The following is a 16899-nucleotide window of genomic DNA, read 5'->3' on the forward strand; positions in this document are numbered from 1 at the left end:
GCCGTTTAGACGGTGGTTACAGGCTATGAATACAGGTTCTAAATACGATTGCATATAAACGAAACAAAAAGGCTTGCTGCCTGTGATTCACGGACAACAAGCCTTTTCGCTGCTTAAACGTTTTTTGTTTCCGCGGCCTGTAAGATTACCGGAAAACCTTTGGCTCCCGGGTGCCCTCGCCAAAAGCCTCCCACTGGGGCAGGCCCTCTCCGTTGGGGTTTCCCTGCTTTGCAAAATTGGCCCAATACCCTGCCATCTCCCTGGAGAGATCTGCGTCCCTCTGTTCCCAGGGCCGCCAGCACCGGGAAAGCGTCTCAAAGACGTACCACAGCTCGCTGGAGTGGAAAGAGCCGGCGTCGTCCCCGGGCAGCTTCCTGTCAAAGAAGTAGAGGTAGGAGGGGCCTCTGCCCAGCCTCAAAAGGTTTTCACACCAGGCGGCAGTTCCCTCTTGCAGCGCGCCTCCGCCGATATCGTCCCCGGTACAGCCAATCATCATGGGGATGGGGTGGATAGCCCCGTTTTCTGCCAGATCCTCCGGCTGTGCCAGCAGCAGCCAGCCATCCACATAAGGCCGCCAGCAAAGCCCGCCCCCCTCCTGCACCGCATAGGCGGCTTCCATCAGGGCCTGGGCAGGCGTTTGCCGCAGCTCTTCTATGGTGGAAACCTTCAAATGGGCCATCAGCCGCCGGGAGGTTTCAAAAATCTGATCCCGGGTGGGGGTGGAGCGCCGGGGCGGCAGGCCTGTGCCGCTTTGGAGGATGGCCCCCCGGGCCATGCCTCTTGCAAGAGGGGAGGAGATGATGGCCTGCACGCTCATGCAGCCCGCGGACTGGCCGCACAGGGTGATTTTCTCCGGGTCGCCTCCAAAGGCGGCAATATTTTCCCGCACCCACTTAAGGGCGAATATCTGATCCAGAATGCCGTAGTTGCCGGAAACCCGCTCTCCGTTTTCCCCTTCCAAATCCGGATGGGCGAAAAAGCCGAAGGCATTCACTCGGTAGTTTATGGTGACCAGGATAACGCCTTTTTGGGCAAAGCCCTCTCCGTCAAACTCCTTTTCGCTTCCGCAGCCATGCATAAAGGCCCCGCCATGTATCCAGAAAAGTACGGGCAGCCCGCCGCCTGCCTGGGCCTCCTTTGGCGTCCAGACGTTCAGGCGCAGGCAGTCCTCGTTACAGGGGGGCACCATCTCGTCGTAAAACTCTTTGCCGTAAAAGTCCATAGAGGCTAAATCCGCCTGGGGGCACCGGGGGCCGAATTCCTTACAGGAAAGCACCCCTTCCCAGGGCGCCTTCTCCTGGGGACGCTGAAAGCGCAGCGCCCCCACAGGGGCCTCTGCGTAAGGGATTCCCCTGAAAATGGCGGTTTTCCCGTCCCCGCTCCAAAGGCCCTCCACAGCACCCTGCTTTGTTTTTACCATTGTTTCCATGCTGCATTCCTCCCGTTTTGTAATCTTTCTGCAAGTTCCGCCGTCTTGAAAAGTATAACAGCTTAGAAGCTGTACCGATAGGATTGGTGCGAAGATTTTCAAGGAAATTTTGTGGGGTTCAAGGCGGAAACCGCAAGAAATACTTTCGTATTTCGAGGATTTCCAACACTGAAGCCCGCTAAATTTCCCGAAAAGGTTTGTGCAGGAGCCTATTGGTACGGCTTCTTATATTTCTTCCAGCTTCTGCTGTTCCCCTTCCTCCTTGTCCAGATTTTCATCCGCAAAGGGGGAGGGGGCATAAAGCTTTGGATCCATGGGATCCATGTTTTTCTTCCGCAGGCGGCCGCGCACCGAGGAGCGGAACAGCCTGTAAATCACCGCTGTCAGAGGGGTGCCCAACCAGATGCCCGCAATGCCCATCACGCCTCCCCAGAACACCACCGCGAACAGCGTCCACACAGGGGGCAGGCCAATGGAGGAACCCACCACCCGGGGATATATCAGGTTGCCTTCCACCTGCTGGAGGATCAGCAGGAAGATAAGGAAAATCAGGGAATCAAAGGGATTTACCAGTAGCAGGACAATAACCCCCACCGCCGCGCCGGCATACGCGCCCAGAATGGGGATAAGGGCGCCCAGGGCCACTACGGAGGAGATGAGCAGGGCATAGTCAAGCCCCAAAAGGCTCATGCCGATATAGCACAGCACCCCTAAAATTACGCATTCTGTAAGCTGGCCCTTGATAAAGGAGAAAAACACCCGGTTTGTAATGGCCCCCACATGGGAAAGGCTCCGGGCGGCTTTCCGGGGCAGGAAGGCAAGCAGGGCAGAGCGCACGCCCCGCAGCAGCTTCTCCTTGCCTGTCAGCATGTAGATGGAGAAAATGAAGCCCATAATCATACTGAACACGCCGGAGGCCACGTTGGACATAATCCCCACCAGGGAGGCCACAAAATCCGTAGCGGTTTTCGTCGCGTTGGAGAGCAGGGTGGTCCAGTTAAAGCTTTTGAGGAAATCTTCCATAAAGTCCAGGTCGTTTTCCCTTGCAAACTCGTTTGCCCAGCGCAGGCAGTTGTTGATGGTGGTGGGCAGGGTTTTCTGGGCTGTTTCAGCCAGCACGCCCATGGATTCAATCAGCCCCGGCACAATGAACAGGGCAATGAAAAGGATGACCAGCGCCACAATCACATAGGCCAGCAGAACGGAAAGGGGCCGGCAAAGCTTTTTCCATACCCTGCTCCGGGATTTTTGGAAGGGCTTAAAGACAACGTCCTCAAAGAGATGGACAAATACGTTTAACACATAGGCCACCACAATGCCCCCTACCACAGGGGTCAGGGTGGCGGAAACCATCTGTGCCGCGCCCCACACCGCGTCGAAGCGCAGCACCAGCAGCACCAGCGCGGCGGCAAAGGCCAGAAGGAACATGCCTGTGCGCAGCACCTTTTTGTCGTCGTGTAGGTTTTTTTCAAAATCTGCCCAGCGCATGGGCCTCACTCCTTTCCAGCCGGATAAAACCGGCCCGCAAGCTCAGCGGCGCAGCCGTTTAAAAGCCCCTGCCCGGCTAAAAACCGCAGGATGGTAAAGCGATCCCGGATTTCCATGGCGTGCAGCAGGCTTTCAAAGAATAAATCCCGCCGGATGCCCAGCTCCATGGGGCCTGCAGGAGAGCCTGCCGCCTGCAGGCAAGAGAGGATGCGCTCCTTGTCCGGCAGGGCAAAGCCCTGGGGCAGGCGGCTTTTTGCCAGCTCGTAAAGGGAGGCGGAAATTACCGCCCCCACCCCAACGGAGTTGCCATGGAGGGGGTGCTCCTGCCCCCAGCGCAGGGCGTCCACCTCCCAGAAATGGGAGAAATGGTGCTCTGCCCCGGAGGCGGGCCGGGAATTGCCCACAAGGCCCATGGCCACCCCGGAGAGGATGAGGGCCTCTGTCACAACCTGCACAGCCTGTTCGTCCCGGGCGCGGAGGCCCTCTGCGTTTTCAGCGCACTTTTCCACAGCCCGGGCCATAAGGGCGGCGCACTCCTCACAGTAATATTCCCCGTTTACAAGCTGGGAAAGCCGCCAGTCCGCCAAGGCTGTGAACTTGCCGATAATGTCCCCAAAGCCTGCCGTAAGCATGGGCATGGGAGCGTTCTTCATAATGGAGGTGTCTGCCAGAATGGCCTGGGGATACACCCCGGGCTTTGTAACCTTCTGTCCTTCCAGAATCAGGGGACACACAGTGGAGGCATAGCCGTCCATGGAAGGGGCGGTGCATACCACCATATAGGGCACCCCTGTGCGGGCGCTGAGAAACCGGGCTGTGTCGTTTAAGGTGCCGGAGCCTATGGCGATAATCAGCCTGTCCTCCGGCTCTAAATCCGCCAGGGCGGCCCCCAGGGTGTGCTCGTCCGGCACCAGGGGCTTTTCCCCGGAAAATTTTTTTCCATGGAAGGGGATGCCCCCTTCATAGAGAAGCTGCCCCGCCCGCTCCCCGGCCGCCCCGAAGGTGCGGCGGTCTGCCAGCAGGTAGGCAGGCCCGCCGCCTAAATCCTTTACAATTCCGGGCAGCTCTTCCAGGCACCCGCCTGCCACCCGGATTTTCCGGATGCCCACCTCGTGGGTGCGCCCGCAGGAGCAGGGGTAGGAAAGCCCCGCAAATTCCTCCAGGCTCATTTCCGTCAGCTTTTTCATATCCTTTTTCTCCTTTAGGTAACGCGGCTTTTTCAGGTTTTTGTAATGAACACGTGATGGCACCTCTGGCAGGTGACCTCTATTTTCCCCCGGCCCCGGGGCGCCCGGAGCTGCTGTTTGCACTGGGGGCACTTAAAATAGCGGGTATACTTCCGCTCGGAAAACTTCCGCTTCTGTAAGGCAAACCAGCTTTTCACAGGCCCCCACACCTTTAAAAAGGCGTAATATTCCCGCTGCCGGGCCGGGATGTTCCGGGAGAACATGCGGAAGACGGTGTAGATATACACCGCGTCTGCCAAAAGGGTCAGGGGCCAGAAGAATAAGCTGCCTAAAAAAGTGCATACTAAGGCAAGCAGAAGCAAAAAGAAGCTGAAACCGTCGCTGCCATAGCGTCCGTACATGAAGCGCTGGAATTTTTGAAAAAACAAAGCTATCACAACCTTTCTATAATCTGTAGTATACGCTTTATAAAAAGGTTTTTCAACAGCCCCGGCCCGGGCTTCACGATAAATTTACATTTGGGAAGCGCCGGCACCCCTTGCGCCGGGAAACTGCCTGTTGACTTTACCGGGCAGAGGGGATATTATGAGACGTATAAAAGCTTTCTAAACCAAAAGGAGGAACATGCCATGCCTGAACTGAAAGGGACGAAAACAGAAGCCAACCTGCTCACCGCCTTTGCCGGGGAGAGCCAGGCCCGGAACAAGTACACCTATTTTGCCTCCAAGGCGAAAAAGGACGGCTACACCCAGATTGCGGAGATTTTCGAGGAAACCGCCAACAACGAGAAGGAGCACGCCAAAATCTGGTTCAAGCTTCTCCACGGGCAGGTGGGGGACACCCTGCAGAACCTGAAGGAAGCTGCCGACGGGGAAAATTACGAGTGGACCGACATGTACGCGGGCTTTGCCAAAACCGCCAAAGAGGAGGGCTTCCCGGAGATTGCCCATCTTTTCGAGGGCGTTGCCGCCATTGAAAAGGAGCACGAGGAGCGCTACCGCAAGCTTGCCGCCAACATTGAAGGGGGCCTGGTGTTCTCCCGGGAGGGCGACGCCATCTGGCAGTGCCGCAACTGCGGGCACATTGTGGTGGGCAAGGCCGCGCCCCAGGTCTGCCCGGTGTGCGCCCATCCCCAGGCCTATTTCCAGTTAAAGCCCGCCAATTACTAAACGCTCAACCGCCTCTTTAGGCGGGAAACCCGGCTGTGCCCTGTAAAGGGGTGCCGCCGGGTTTCCTTTTTCTTGCTGGGGGAATACCCAGGGCCTGACTAAAAAGGCTCCCTAAACCGCCGGAGGCAGGCACGCCCCCTCCCGGAGGGGATGTCTGAAACGAAGAGGAAGAGTTAATAGAAAGAAATTTATCAATTTAAGAAATTGGTTTTAGGATCGAACCCTTTTTTCAAAAGGGTTCGCAGGGTGTGGGACAGAGTCCCACGGTCATGCGCTGACAGCACAAAATGCGTGTTTTGGGCACTCCCTCTTCCCGGCAGCCCGGTTGACTTTTAAAGCCGGGTTTGGTATGATGGGAGCAAGCTGAAAAAAACAGAAAGGAACGGTTTCGGGCGCGGGGCGGCTTCCCCTTTTACAAGGCTGTGCGTATGGGCTTCTGCCCACAGGCGCGGCGTTTAAGGCCCGGCACTGCGGACATTAGTGTGAAGAATACGAAGGAAAGGAAAGATACCGGGCACAAAGCGCTGCTTTTTCATGGCTTTTTGTGCGTATTCTGTATCGCATGGCGATTGTGATGAAACATATAAAAGGCGTTTGCTGCCTGCTTCTCTCCTTCCTGCTGCTGTGCCTGTGCGGGGCCTGCGGGGACGGCTATAAAAATGACGGAACTTTTACCTACCTGCTGGCCCGCAACGTGGACAACCTGGATCCCCAAACGGCCTCCGGGGAGTCGGCCTGGGTGGTTATCAGCTCTGTTTTCGAGGGGCTGTGCCGCATTGACGAGGACGGGCAGGTGGTGCCCGGCGTGGCGAAAAAGTGGGAAGCAAACTATGACGACACGGAATTCACCTTCTACCTGCGGGGGGGCGCCAAGTGGAGCGACGGCACCCCTGTCACAGCGGACGATTTTGTTTTCGCCATGCAGCGGGCTTTGCGCCCGGAAACCGCCACCCCCTCTGTGGACGATCTGTTCATCCTGCGGGGGGCGAGGGAGGTGTACAATAAAGAGATACCGGAGAGCAGCCTGGGGGTCTTTGCAAAGGATGAGCTGACTTTGGTGGTACAGCTTGAAAAAAGCTATGCGGATTTTCCCGCCCTCACCGCCGGCAGCCATTATATGCCCTGCAACCGGGCCTATTTCGAGGAGTCTGCCGGGCACTACGGCCTTTCCTCCGAATACCTTATCACAAACGGCCCCTTCACCTTTACAAACCGCTATTCCTGGGTGACAGAGTCCGGCAAGAGGGCCATCAGCCTTTCCCGCAGCGAATCGTATAAAGGCCCCCATGAGGTGCGCCCCGCCTCTTTGCAGTTTTTGATAGACTACGACCCGGCCCTGCTGGAAAACCCGGTGGAATCCCTTGCCAGCGGGCAGGCGGACATCCTCACCCTGTCCCAGTCTTTGGCAGAGCAGGCGGAGGCCCAGGGGTGCCATGTGCAGGTGCTGGACGACGCGGTGACAGGCCTGCTGCTGAACCCCCGCGCGCAAAGCCTGGAGGAGCCTGTGGTGCGGGAGATGTTCCTGAAAACCCTTGACAGGCAGTCTCTGCTGGATCGCCGCCGGGACAAGGAGGCCCAGGAGGCCATGGGCATTATGCCAAGCTGCGTGGTGTGGAACACCTCCTCCTATTATGCCGACGGCGCCCGGCTCTATGCCCAGCAGGACGATACGGTGTTAGAGCGCCTTCCCTCCCTGCTGGAAATGCTGGAGCAGGAGAAGCTGCCCTCCATCTCGGTGCTGTGCCCGGATGACCCGGAGTCTGTGGACATTGCCAACGGCTTCCTGGTTTCCTGGAACCAGAAGCTGGGCAACGCCTTTAACATCCAGCCCCTGCCCGAGGAGGAGATGAAAAGCCGGGTTGCCTCCGGGGACTATGAGGCCGCCCTCTATACCCTGCGGGCCGGTGGCACCACGCCTTACCAGGTGCTCAAGTCCTTTGAAAGCACCTCTTACCCCAGCCTTCTGGAGGACGAGGAGTTTGACGCCCAGCTTCACTCCCTGACCTTCGAGCTTTCCTCCTACCGCCGCCTGGAAAACTACCTGCTGGAAAGCTATATTTTCTATCCCCTGTTCAGCGACAAAACCTATTACGCCGCCGGCCCCAGCACCCGGGGCATTGCCGCCTCGCCGGATTTAAGCGTGAACTTCATCACAGCCCGCAAAAAGGGATAGGGCAAAAAACTGCTTCCGGCCCCGCCGACATTTGCCCCACTGTCCCGGCTTTTTCTGTGTAATCCCTCTAAACCTCCGGCTTTTTTCTTCCCTTTTTCCCATATTTCCCCCTTTTCCGGCAGCTTTCCCGGAAGAAGCCCCGGGGCTTTTCCATAGACAGGCGGAAAGTTTTGTGGTAAACTTGGGAAGGTGAAAACAGAAAAAAACCAGAGAAGATTTTCCGCTCCCCAAAACGGGCACAGGCCCTGCCGTAAGCCAGCCGGGGAGGAAACGGGAAAAATACGAAGAAAGGAACGGTACAGCCGCAAAGGGCTGATGCTTCATCCCTTTTGCGGGAATGCTGTACCGCATGGCGATTGTTATGTCTGGAAGAGAAGCTGTGTTGTGGGGGCGGCCTGTGCCCCCCAAAGACGACGCGCCCCGGCGCTCCATCCTACACTGCCTGCGGATGCTGGCGCCCTTCCGGGAGGCCATCCCGGAATGTGAGCACGCCAGCGGGGACATGGCGGAGGGAGAGCGGCAGTTTTACGCATTTATAAAGGGCTTATACGGGGAAATGTACAGCGACCCCGGCTTTTTCCTCATTCCCCAGGGGGAATATGACGAGTACATGCAGTCCCGGCCTGCCGGGCTGGAGGAGGAAGAAGAGGAGCACAAGGCCGACCAGAAGGAGAGCCGTCTGCGTAACCGCTTCCAGCAGGCCATCCGGTTTTACGCGGCCTACTTATACGAGCTGGGCGCCCGGGCGCAGTCTTTGGAAAAGGGGGTGCTCACCCTCACCACAGCCGCCTGGCAGGAGGCACGCAAGGCCATGGAATGGACACACCTGCGGGGGGAAAACGGGCCTCGGTTCCAGCGCCTGCAGGCTTTGGGCCTGGACGAGCGGCAGGAGCCAAAGCTGGTGTACGTCACCAGCCGGGAGTTCCCCAAAATGTTATATGGCCTGTGGGCCTTGTGCAAGGCGCCCCAGGATAAATACAGCTATATGAATTATCTGCGGGTGGACTACCGGGCAGCCCTCCAGGGCGGGCCACAGCCTGCGGACATTTTCGCCACCCTCACCCCGGACAGGGCGCAGTCCGCCAGGATTTTGCACAACGCCATGACAGGCCGGGGGGCAAAGCTTGTGATAAAGCCCCTGCGGGAAATCACCTCCGGGGCGCAGTGGAAAGGGGAATACCGGAAAGAGGGCAGATGCGCCGCCGGGTTCTACGCTGACCCCGACGCCTTTACCCTGTGCCTGTATTTCGGTTCCCCGGAGAAAATTTCAGAGGCAAGCGCTGCCCTGCATAAAGAAAATCCCAGGCTGGGCCTGTGGTTTGACGATAAATTCCCTCAGCGCAAATGTGCCTGCCCCCACAACTGCCGGGTGCGGCTGGGGGACGGGCCGCGCCGTATCTGCGGCATGGCCTGCCGGGCGGAAATCCCGGAGCCAAGCCGGCAGGATCTGCAAACAGCCCTTTCCATTCTGGAAATGGCGGAAGGATAAATCTCGGAGTCTGTCTTTGCAAAGAGGAGGAGCATGGTATGGAAAACGGCAAAAATATTCTCGTCACAGTCCCTGTAGAGGAAACCCACGTGCAAAAGCTTCAGGAAGCCGGGCCGGGGTGTGCCTTCCGGTTTAAGGCCGGGACAGCCCTGCCCTCTTTCCAGCGGGCAAAGCTGCCCTTTGAAAATCTCATAGAAACAGATCCCGTCACCCAGGAGGACATAGACTGGGCAGACATTATTTTAGGCAACGTGAAGGGGGAGAGCCTCCACGGCAGCGAAAAGCTTTTGTGGCTGCAAACCAACAGCGCCGGGGTGGAGGAATACATCAGGCCCGGGGTGCTGGCCCCTCATACGCTGCTTACAAACGCCACCGGGGCATACGGCCTTGCCATCTCCGAGCACATGCTGGCTATGGCTTTGGAAATCCTGAAAAAGCTGGAGCTGTACCGGGACGCCCAGCAGAGGGAAGCCTGGGAAAGCCTGGGGCCGGTGCGATCCATATACGGCAGCACCGTTCTGGTGCTGGGCATGGGGGACATCGGCGGGGAGTTCGGCAAGCGCTGCAGGGCCCTGGGGGCCAAGGTTATCGGCGTGCGCCGGACAGATGCCGCAAAGCCCGATTATGCCGACGAGGTGCGGTTGATTGCGGATTTGGACGCGCTTCTCCCCCAGGCGGATATCGTCGCCGTCACCCTGCCGGGAACAGAAGCCACCCGGAACCTGCTGGACAGAAGGCGCTTAGGGCTGATGAAGCCCGGGGCTGTGCTTTTAAATGTGGGCAGGGGCACCATTGTGGACACAGAGGCCCTGTGCGACGCTTTGGAAAGCGGGGCCATAGCCGGGGCCGGGCTGGATGTTACCAACCCGGAGCCGCTGCCCCAGGGCCACAGGCTGTGGAAAATCCCCACAGCGGTGGTAACCCCCCACATCTCCGGGTTTTACCATCTGAAGGAAACCCACACCCGCATTGTGGATATTTTCGCCCAGAACCTCACCCGCTTCCTGAAGGGAGAGCCGCTAAAAAACCAGGTGGATTTCGCTACCGGCTACAGAAAGCTGTAAAACGCTATAAATTTTAGGATTAACCCCTTTTTTAAAAGGGGTTGCTATGCCCCAGTGGGGCATGTCCAGCAACCGACCGAGCCGACAGGCGAGACAAAAGTCCCAAGACCTTAGGAGGCATGGATGTGGCAGAGCATTACTTAGACAACGCCGCCACCACCCAGGTGCTGCCGGAAGCGGCAGACCGGGCGCGGGCGCTGATGGTGGAGGAGTTCGGGAACCCTTCCTCCCTGCACACCCGGGGCTATAAAGCCCGGCAGGAGCTGGAAAAGGCCCGGGCCGCTGTTGCCGGGAAGCTGGGGGTGCAGCCAGGGGAGCTTGCGTTTACAAGCGGCGGCACAGAGGGGAACAACCTGGCCCTTTTCGGGGCCGCCGCTGCCCGCGGGCGGTTAGGGGATAAAATCGTCACCACCGCCATAGAGCACGATTCCGTCCTGAAAGCTGTGGGAGAGCTGGAGCGCCAGGGCTTTCGGGCCGTGTATGTAAAGCCGGACAAAACAGGCCAGGTGCCCCTGGAGGCACTGGAAGCGGCAATCGACGAAAGCACCATTCTCGTCAGCGTGATGGCAGTGAACAACGAAACCGGGGCTATCCTGCCTGTCCAGGGCTTAAGCCGGGTTATCAGGCGGAAAAAGGCCCCGGCCCTGCTGCATACAGACGGGGTGCAGGCCTTTGGGAAGCTTCCCTTTTACCCGGCAAAATGGGGGATTGATCTGTGTACCGTCAGCGCCCATAAAATCCATGGGCCAAAGGGCGCGGGGGCCTTATATGTAAAAAAAGGCACGCACATCCTGCCCCGATCCTTTGGCGGCGGGCAGGAGCGGGGCCTGCGCCCGGGCACAGAAAGCCTGCCCCTTCTGGGGGCCTTTGGGGAAGCGGCCTCCCGCCTGCCAAGGCCCCAGGAAGCCCTGCCCAGAATACAGGCCCTGAAAGAGGCCCTTATCGAGGGCCTTTCCGCTTTGGAGCAGGTAACCGTCCATTCCCCGGAGGACGGCCTGCCTTATATTGTAAACTTCTCAGCAGGCCGGGTGCGGGCGGAAACTATGCTCCACTTCCTGGCGGAAAAAGGGGTATATGTCTCCGCCGGGTCGGCCTGCGGAAAGGCAAAGCCCAGCCATGTGCTGGAGGCCATGGGCCTGCCGGCAGGGCATGTGCGCTCTGCTTTGCGGGTAAGCTTTTCCCGGTTTTCCAGCATGGAGGACGTAAAGGCCCTGCTTGCGGCCCTGGAAGAGGGGCTTTCGCGCTTAGCAAAGGAGTGAGCCTATGGAAGGCTGGAAAATAGAAAAAGTGGAAGAACCTGAGCGCCGGGCCGCTTATACCCGCCAGGTGCTCCGCGCCCTGCCGGAGTGGTTCGGGAACCTGGAGGGCCTTTCGGAATACTGCGAAAAGGTGAAGGGCCTGCCCCTGTGGGCGGCGGTGGACGAGGGTGGCGCGCCTTTGGGCATCCTTGCCGTAACAATCCATTACAGCCGCACAGGGGACATTGTAGTGATGGGCGTCCTGCCCGGCCTGCACCGGAAGGGCCTGGGGCGGGGGCTGTATGAGGCGGCGGAAAGCTATTTCCGGCAGCAGGGCTGCGCCTGTGTGATGGTAAAAACCCTCAGCGACACAGCAGATTTCCCGCCGTATGAAGCCACCCGGCGGTTTTACAGGGGGATGGGCTTTGCGCCCCTAGTCACCCTGACGGAAATGTGGGATGAGGAAAACCCCTGCCTGATTATGCTCAAGGCCCTGGAATAAACAAGAGTGGGAGCGTGCTCGCTTATGGAAAAGGAAATAATTTTACTGAAGCTGGGGGAAATCGCCTTAAAGGGATTGAACCGCCGGGCCTTTGAAGACGTGCTCATAAAAAATATCCGCCGCAGGCTGAAAAGCGCGGGGGAGTTTTCCGTATACAGCCGGCAGTCCACCGTATACGTGGAGCCAAAGGATGAAAACGCGGACATGGACTTGGCTGAGGAGCGCTGCGGCAAGGTTTTCGGCGTGGTGGCCTATACCCGGGCCGGGGCGGCGGAAAAGGATCTTCTGAAAATCCGGGAAAAGGCGGCGGAATACCTGCGGGAGCCTTTGGAGGATGCCCGCACCTTTAAGGTGGAGTGCAAGCGCAGCGACAAAAAGTTTCCCTACAAGTCTCCGGAGATTTCCGCAGAGGTGGGAGGCTACCTCCTGGAAGCCTTTCCCCATTTGCGGGTAGACGTACACAACCCGGACATCACGGTGCGGGTGGAGGTGCGGGAAGCGGAAGCCTATGTCCACGCCGACCCCAGGCCAGGGGCCGGGGGCATCCCTGTGGGCACCGGGGGCAAAGGGCTGGTGCTGATAAGCGGGGGCCTGGACAGCCCTGTTGCCGCCTGGATGATGGCCAAGCGGGGGGTAGAGCTTACCGCCGTCCACTTTGCAAGCCCGCCCTACACCAGCGAGCTGGCCCACGACAAGGTGGTGCGCCTGCTGCAAAAGGTGGGGGAATATGCCGGGCGCATCAAAATGGTGACGGTAAACCTCACCCGCCTCCAGGAGGAAATCCGGGACAAATGCCCGGAGGAGCTGCACACCGTCATCCTGCGGCGCTTCATGCTCCGGGCGGCCCGGCGGGTGGCAGAGGATGAGGGCTGCGGGGCGCTTATCACCGGGGAAAGCCTGGGGCAGGTTGCCAGCCAGACCATGCAGGCCATTGCCTGCACAGACGCCGTGGCGGGCATGCCGGTGTTCCGGCCCCTTATTGGCGCGGACAAGTCGGAGATTGTGAAAACCGCCGCGAAAATCGGCACCTATGACATCTCCATCGAGCCTTATGAGGACTGCTGCACCATCTTCACCCCCAAGCATCCCCGCACAAAGCCCATCCTCCATTTTGTGGAGGACGGGGAAAAGGCCATCGACGGGGAAGCCCTGCTCAGGGAAGCGCTGGAGCAGGCGGAAGCCCGGCAAATCCTTCCGGAATTGCAAAATTAAAGAAAACTGTAAGAAATGGGACGGGTTTTTCGCAGGCTGGGGCTGTTATCATAGAATATAGAAAACACAGGGAGGTTTTGCGGGATGAAGGATGGAAAAAAGCGGAGAAAGCGGAATATTATCGGCGCGGCCGTTATGGCAGGGCTGATTTTTGCCGCCATGCCCCTGGGCGTGGCCCATTCCATGGAGGACTTGCGGGACGATGCCGAAAGCGCCTATTACTATGACAGCACAGGCTATGCCATCTATGACGGCCTGGAAAAGCGCCGGGAAGCCGCCCACAACCTGCTGACTGTGGCCCAGCGGTATACAGAGGCCCACCCGGAGATTATTTCTTACACGCAGGCGCTGGAATACCAGGTGCAGGCCAATGAGAGCGCCCATGACGACACCTTTTACTGGGCGGGAGCCACCAATATGGAAATGGGCGCGGCGGCCCAAGCCCTGGCTGCGGAACTGGAAAAGCTGCCTTTAGAGGAAAAGGACAAAAAATACCCGGCCCAGATGATAGCCCAGATGCGCTCGGAGCAGGACAAAATCGAACGCAGCAGCTATAACGACGAGGCCCGGGCCTTTAACGCCCGGCTGCATTCCTTCCCGGTAAACCTTCTGCGGAACTTTACCGATGTGAAGGAGCTTATCCCCTTTGACGAGCATGGCACCGTCGTGGAGGACACAGCGGTGCAGGAGCCTGAGCGGGACTACGCCGGGGAAGAAGCCGCGGCGGAGCAGTCCATCCGGCAGGAGGAATCCTTGGAAAGCACGGTGGAAGCCTGGGCGGAAGGCTATGCGGAGAAGATAGAGGACAGGGTGGGGCAGATTGTGGAAGACAAGCCGGACCCCTGACAGCAGGGAAGGCATAGGAAGGGAGGAATAGCCCTGTGGTAAAGAAAAAGCTTGGCAAATGGGTGCTGGGGGCAGTGGGGATGATCTGCCTGGTTTTCTGGACTGCCATGCCCGCGCTGGCGGCAGTGCCCCAGCGTCCGGCAAACAAATATGTGCTGGACGAGGCCGGGGTGCTCTCCAGCGCGACGGAGCGGGAGATTATCAAGGAAAATGAAGAGCTTTTTGAAGAGTGCGGCGCGGAAATTGTCATTGTGGCGGTGGACTTCCTGGGCGGCAAGGATATAGAAGACTATGCAAACGACCTCTTTAACACTTGGGGCATTGGCTCTTCCCAGCGCAATAACGGCATTCTGTTGGTATTGGCCATAGGCGAGGAAAATTATTACGCCACGACGGGCTATGGCCTGGAGGACTATTTTGACGGGGCCAAGTTCCAGGAGCTTTTTGACGATTACCTGGAGGAGGACTTTGCGGCAGGCCGGTATGACGAGGGCGTGAAGGAGTTCTTCGACGAAGTGCTGGACGAGGTGGAGGACTATTACGAGCACTACGAGGACGAATACACCCAGCCCGACAGCCCTGATTATGATGAACCCTATTACAGCAGCGTGCGGCCCAGCCGCTGGAAAAGCTTCATGGGGGTTGTCTCCAACGTGGCCCGCATTGTCATTATTATGGTGGTTGTCATCATTGTGGTCCGTATCTTCAGCGGCAGGGGCCGCGGGGGACGGGGCGGCCCGCCCTATGGAGGAGGCGGAGGTGGCGGCAACTTCTGGACCGGCATGATGCTGGGCAACATGATGGGCCGGAACCGCCGATCCCACTGGGGCGCGCCCCCGCCCCCGCCGCCCCCGGGAGGCTTTGGAGGGCCGGGGCACCGCCCAGGCGGACACCGTCCCGGCGGCTTCGGCGGCTTTACAGGCGGCGGGCGTTCCGGAGGTTTTGGCGCAGGCCGCTCTGGAGGGGGCTTTGGCGGCGGAGGCGGATTCTCCGGCGGTGGAGCCAGCCGCGGCGGCGGGGCCGGCAGGCGCTAAGAACCGGCGGCAAAGCTGCCTGAAAATCAATGGCACCCATGCTGGAACCGGCATGGGTGCATTCTATGAGGGAGAACATGTATGAAAAAATATTTCCTGTTCGATTTAGACGGCACCATAACAGACACCGGGGAGGGCATTATGAAATCCGCCCAGTATGCCCTCACTGCCTTCGGCTTCCCCCAGCAGACAGAGGCCCAACTGCGGCGGTTTGTCGGCCCGCCCCTGCAAGGCTCTTTTGAAACCTTTTATGGCCTAAGCCCTGTGGACGCCGCCCGGGCCGTAGAAAAATACCGGGAGCGCTACCGGGACAAGGGTGTTTTTGAAAGCCCCCTGTATCCGGGCATGGCGGGCTTTTTAGAGCGCCTGCGCGGCAACGCTGTGCTGTGCCTTGCCACCTCCAAGCCTTTGGTGTTTGCCCGGCAGATCTTGTCCCTGCGGGGGGTAGAGCAATATTTCACCTGCCTTTCCGGGGCAGAGCTGGACGGCGCCCGCACAGACAAGGCGGAGGTAATCGCCTATGCAAGGGAGCTGCTGGAAAACCCGCCCAAGGAGCAGATGGTGATGGTGGGGGACAGGCGGCAGGACGTTTTGGGAGCCAAGGCCCAGGGGGTGGAGAGCGTCGGCGTGCTCTATGGCTACAGCGATCCGGGAGAGCTGTGGGAGGCCGGGGCCACCCACCTTGTCTCCAGCGTGGAGGAGTTGGAAGCCTTGTGTTTCTCCCTGCTTTAGAAGCTGTACCAATAGGCTCCTGCACAAATCTTTTCGGGAAATTTAGCGGGCTTCTGTGTTAGAAATCCTCGAAGACCGACAGGTCTTCTTGCGGTTTCCGCCTTAAACCCCACAAAATTTCCTCGAAAATCTTCGCACCAATCCTATCGGTACAGCTTCTTAGAGCAGAAAGCTTCCCCAGGCGCCCTTTTTGTACAAAAGCACTTGCCTGGACAGGATTTCCAAGGTATAATAAGGATATATCGGTGCGGGGCGGATGCCCCTATACTAACAGACAAGGAGAGACTGTTATGCTGCAGCAGGTTATGACCGCCCCCGGAAAAATAGAGTTCCGCGAAATCCCCACGCCGGAGCCCCAGCCCGGGGAGGCCCTCATTAAAATCATGAAAATCGGCGTGTGCGGCTCCGACATCCACGTATACCACGGGGAGCACCCCTTCACAAGCTATCCCGTCACCCAGGGCCACGAGGTTTCCGGCCTGGTGGAAAAGCTGGGGGAGGGGGTGACAACCCTCACCGTAGGCCAGAAGGTCACCATCCAGCCCCAGGTGGTGTGCGGGGAATGCTATCCCTGCCGCCATGGGAAATATAACCTCTGCGAAAGCCTGAAGGTAATGGGCTTCCAGACCACAGGCGTTGCCTCCGAATATTTCGCTGTAGACGCGAAAAAGGTCACCCCCCTGCCGGAGGACATGAGCCTGGACGAGGGCGCCATGATAGAGCCTTTGGCTGTGGCAGTCCACGCGGTGCGCCGGGCCGGGGACGTAACCGGGCAGGACATCTGCGTGCTGGGTGCCGGGCCTATCGGCATCCTGGTGGCCCAGGCCGCCAAGGGCATGGGCGCCAGGCGGGTGATGGTAACAGATGTAAGCAGCCTGCGCCTTGATAAGGCCAAAGAGTGCGGGGCCGACTTCTGCATCAACACAAAGGAGAAGGATTTCGGGGAAGCCCTTACAGAGTGCTTTGGCCCGGACAAGGCCGACGTGATTTACGACTGCGCCGGCAACAACATCACTATGGGACAGGCCATTGCCCACGCCCGTAAGGGCAGCGCCATCATCCTGGTGGCGGTGTTTGCAGGGCAGGCCTCTGTGGACTTGGCAGTGCTCAACGATCACGAGCTGGATTTAAACACCTCCATGATGTACCGCGCAGAGGATTACGCTGCAGCCATCGAGCTGGTAAACCAGGGCAAGGTGTCCCTTGCGCCCTTAATCTCCAAGCATTTTGCCTTCAAGGATTACCTGGAGGCCTATAAGTTCATCGACGAGAACCGGGAATCTACCATGAAAGTTATTATCAACGTCCAGGCAACGTAACGTTGCATCTAAGACGC

General features: G+C 58.7%; 15 protein-coding genes. 11 read left to right on the forward strand and 4 right to left on the reverse strand.

Annotated features, from left to right (window positions below):
• Positions 1-145: 145 nt before the first annotated feature.
• The 4 genes from VSQ30_RS05860 to VSQ30_RS05875 form a co-directional block, all read right to left on the reverse strand.
• On the reverse strand, positions 146-1429 hold the full coding sequence (locus VSQ30_RS05860) for a carboxylesterase/lipase family protein (protein WP_334462706.1): 1284 nt from the start codon (positions 1427-1429) through the stop codon (positions 146-148).
• A 225-nt stretch (positions 1430-1654) separates the two neighbouring features.
• Entirely contained in the window at positions 1655-2917 is a 1263-nt protein-coding gene (locus tag VSQ30_RS05865) for an AI-2E family transporter (RefSeq protein WP_334462708.1), read from the reverse strand.
• 5 nt (positions 2918-2922) lie between these two features.
• Positions 2923-4104, reverse strand: coding sequence for a sn-glycerol-1-phosphate dehydrogenase (locus VSQ30_RS05870; protein ID WP_334462709.1), 1182 nt, complete (start codon positions 4102-4104; stop codon positions 2923-2925).
• Positions 4105-4136: 32 nt separating this feature from the next.
• A complete protein-coding gene (locus tag VSQ30_RS05875; RefSeq protein ID WP_237076214.1) occupies positions 4137-4532 on the reverse strand; it encodes a hypothetical protein in 396 nt (131 codons plus the stop codon).
• Positions 4533-4733: 201 nt separating this feature from the next.
• Here VSQ30_RS05875 and rbr point away from each other — a divergent pair, with 201 nt between their 5' ends.
• The 11 genes from rbr (at position 4734) to VSQ30_RS05930 (ending at position 16882) form a co-directional block, all read left to right on the forward strand.
• The gene (gene rbr / locus VSQ30_RS05880; protein ID WP_160642365.1) at positions 4734-5273 is read left to right on the forward strand and encodes a rubrerythrin; all 540 of its coding nucleotides are present in this window, start codon (positions 4734-4736) and stop codon (positions 5271-5273) included.
• Between the two features lie 574 nt (positions 5274-5847).
• Positions 5848-7446 (forward strand): ABC transporter substrate-binding protein, encoded by a 1599-nt coding sequence (locus tag VSQ30_RS05885; RefSeq protein WP_334462715.1) that lies wholly within the window; start codon positions 5848-5850, stop codon positions 7444-7446.
• Positions 7447-7807: 361 nt separating this feature from the next.
• Complete coding sequence (locus VSQ30_RS05890) at positions 7808-8935, forward strand: hypothetical protein (RefSeq protein ID WP_334462717.1); 1128 nt, start codon at positions 7808-7810, stop codon at positions 8933-8935.
• Positions 8936-8973: 38 nt separating this feature from the next.
• Positions 8974-9999 (forward strand): D-2-hydroxyacid dehydrogenase, encoded by a 1026-nt coding sequence (locus VSQ30_RS05895; RefSeq protein ID WP_334462719.1) that lies wholly within the window; start codon positions 8974-8976, stop codon positions 9997-9999.
• A gap of 125 nt (positions 10000-10124) precedes the next feature.
• A complete protein-coding gene (locus VSQ30_RS05900; protein ID WP_334462720.1) occupies positions 10125-11258 on the forward strand; it encodes a cysteine desulfurase family protein in 1134 nt (377 codons plus the stop codon).
• A gap of 4 nt (positions 11259-11262) precedes the next feature.
• Positions 11263-11739 (forward strand): GNAT family N-acetyltransferase, encoded by a 477-nt coding sequence (locus VSQ30_RS05905; RefSeq protein ID WP_334462721.1) that lies wholly within the window; start codon positions 11263-11265, stop codon positions 11737-11739.
• Positions 11740-11763: 24 nt separating this feature from the next.
• A complete protein-coding gene (thiI, locus tag VSQ30_RS05910; RefSeq protein WP_334462723.1) occupies positions 11764-12951 on the forward strand; it encodes a tRNA uracil 4-sulfurtransferase ThiI in 1188 nt (395 codons plus the stop codon).
• 84 nt (positions 12952-13035) lie between these two features.
• Positions 13036-13797 (forward strand): LemA family protein, encoded by a 762-nt coding sequence (locus VSQ30_RS05915; RefSeq protein WP_334462725.1) that lies wholly within the window; start codon positions 13036-13038, stop codon positions 13795-13797.
• 35 nt (positions 13798-13832) lie between these two features.
• A complete protein-coding gene (locus tag VSQ30_RS05920; RefSeq protein WP_334462729.1) occupies positions 13833-14831 on the forward strand; it encodes a TPM domain-containing protein in 999 nt (332 codons plus the stop codon).
• A gap of 81 nt (positions 14832-14912) precedes the next feature.
• A complete protein-coding gene (locus VSQ30_RS05925; RefSeq protein WP_160642356.1) occupies positions 14913-15563 on the forward strand; it encodes an HAD hydrolase-like protein in 651 nt (216 codons plus the stop codon).
• Between the two features lie 290 nt (positions 15564-15853).
• Positions 15854-16882: a zinc-dependent alcohol dehydrogenase gene (locus VSQ30_RS05930; RefSeq protein WP_334462734.1), complete on the forward strand. Its 1029-nt coding sequence runs from the start codon at positions 15854-15856 to the stop codon at positions 16880-16882.
• The last annotated feature ends 17 nt before the right edge of the window (positions 16883-16899 follow it).

It is taken from the genome of Acutalibacter sp. JLR.KK004 (assembly GCF_036941085.1).
GTDB lineage: Bacteria > Bacillota > Clostridia > Oscillospirales > Acutalibacteraceae > Acutalibacter.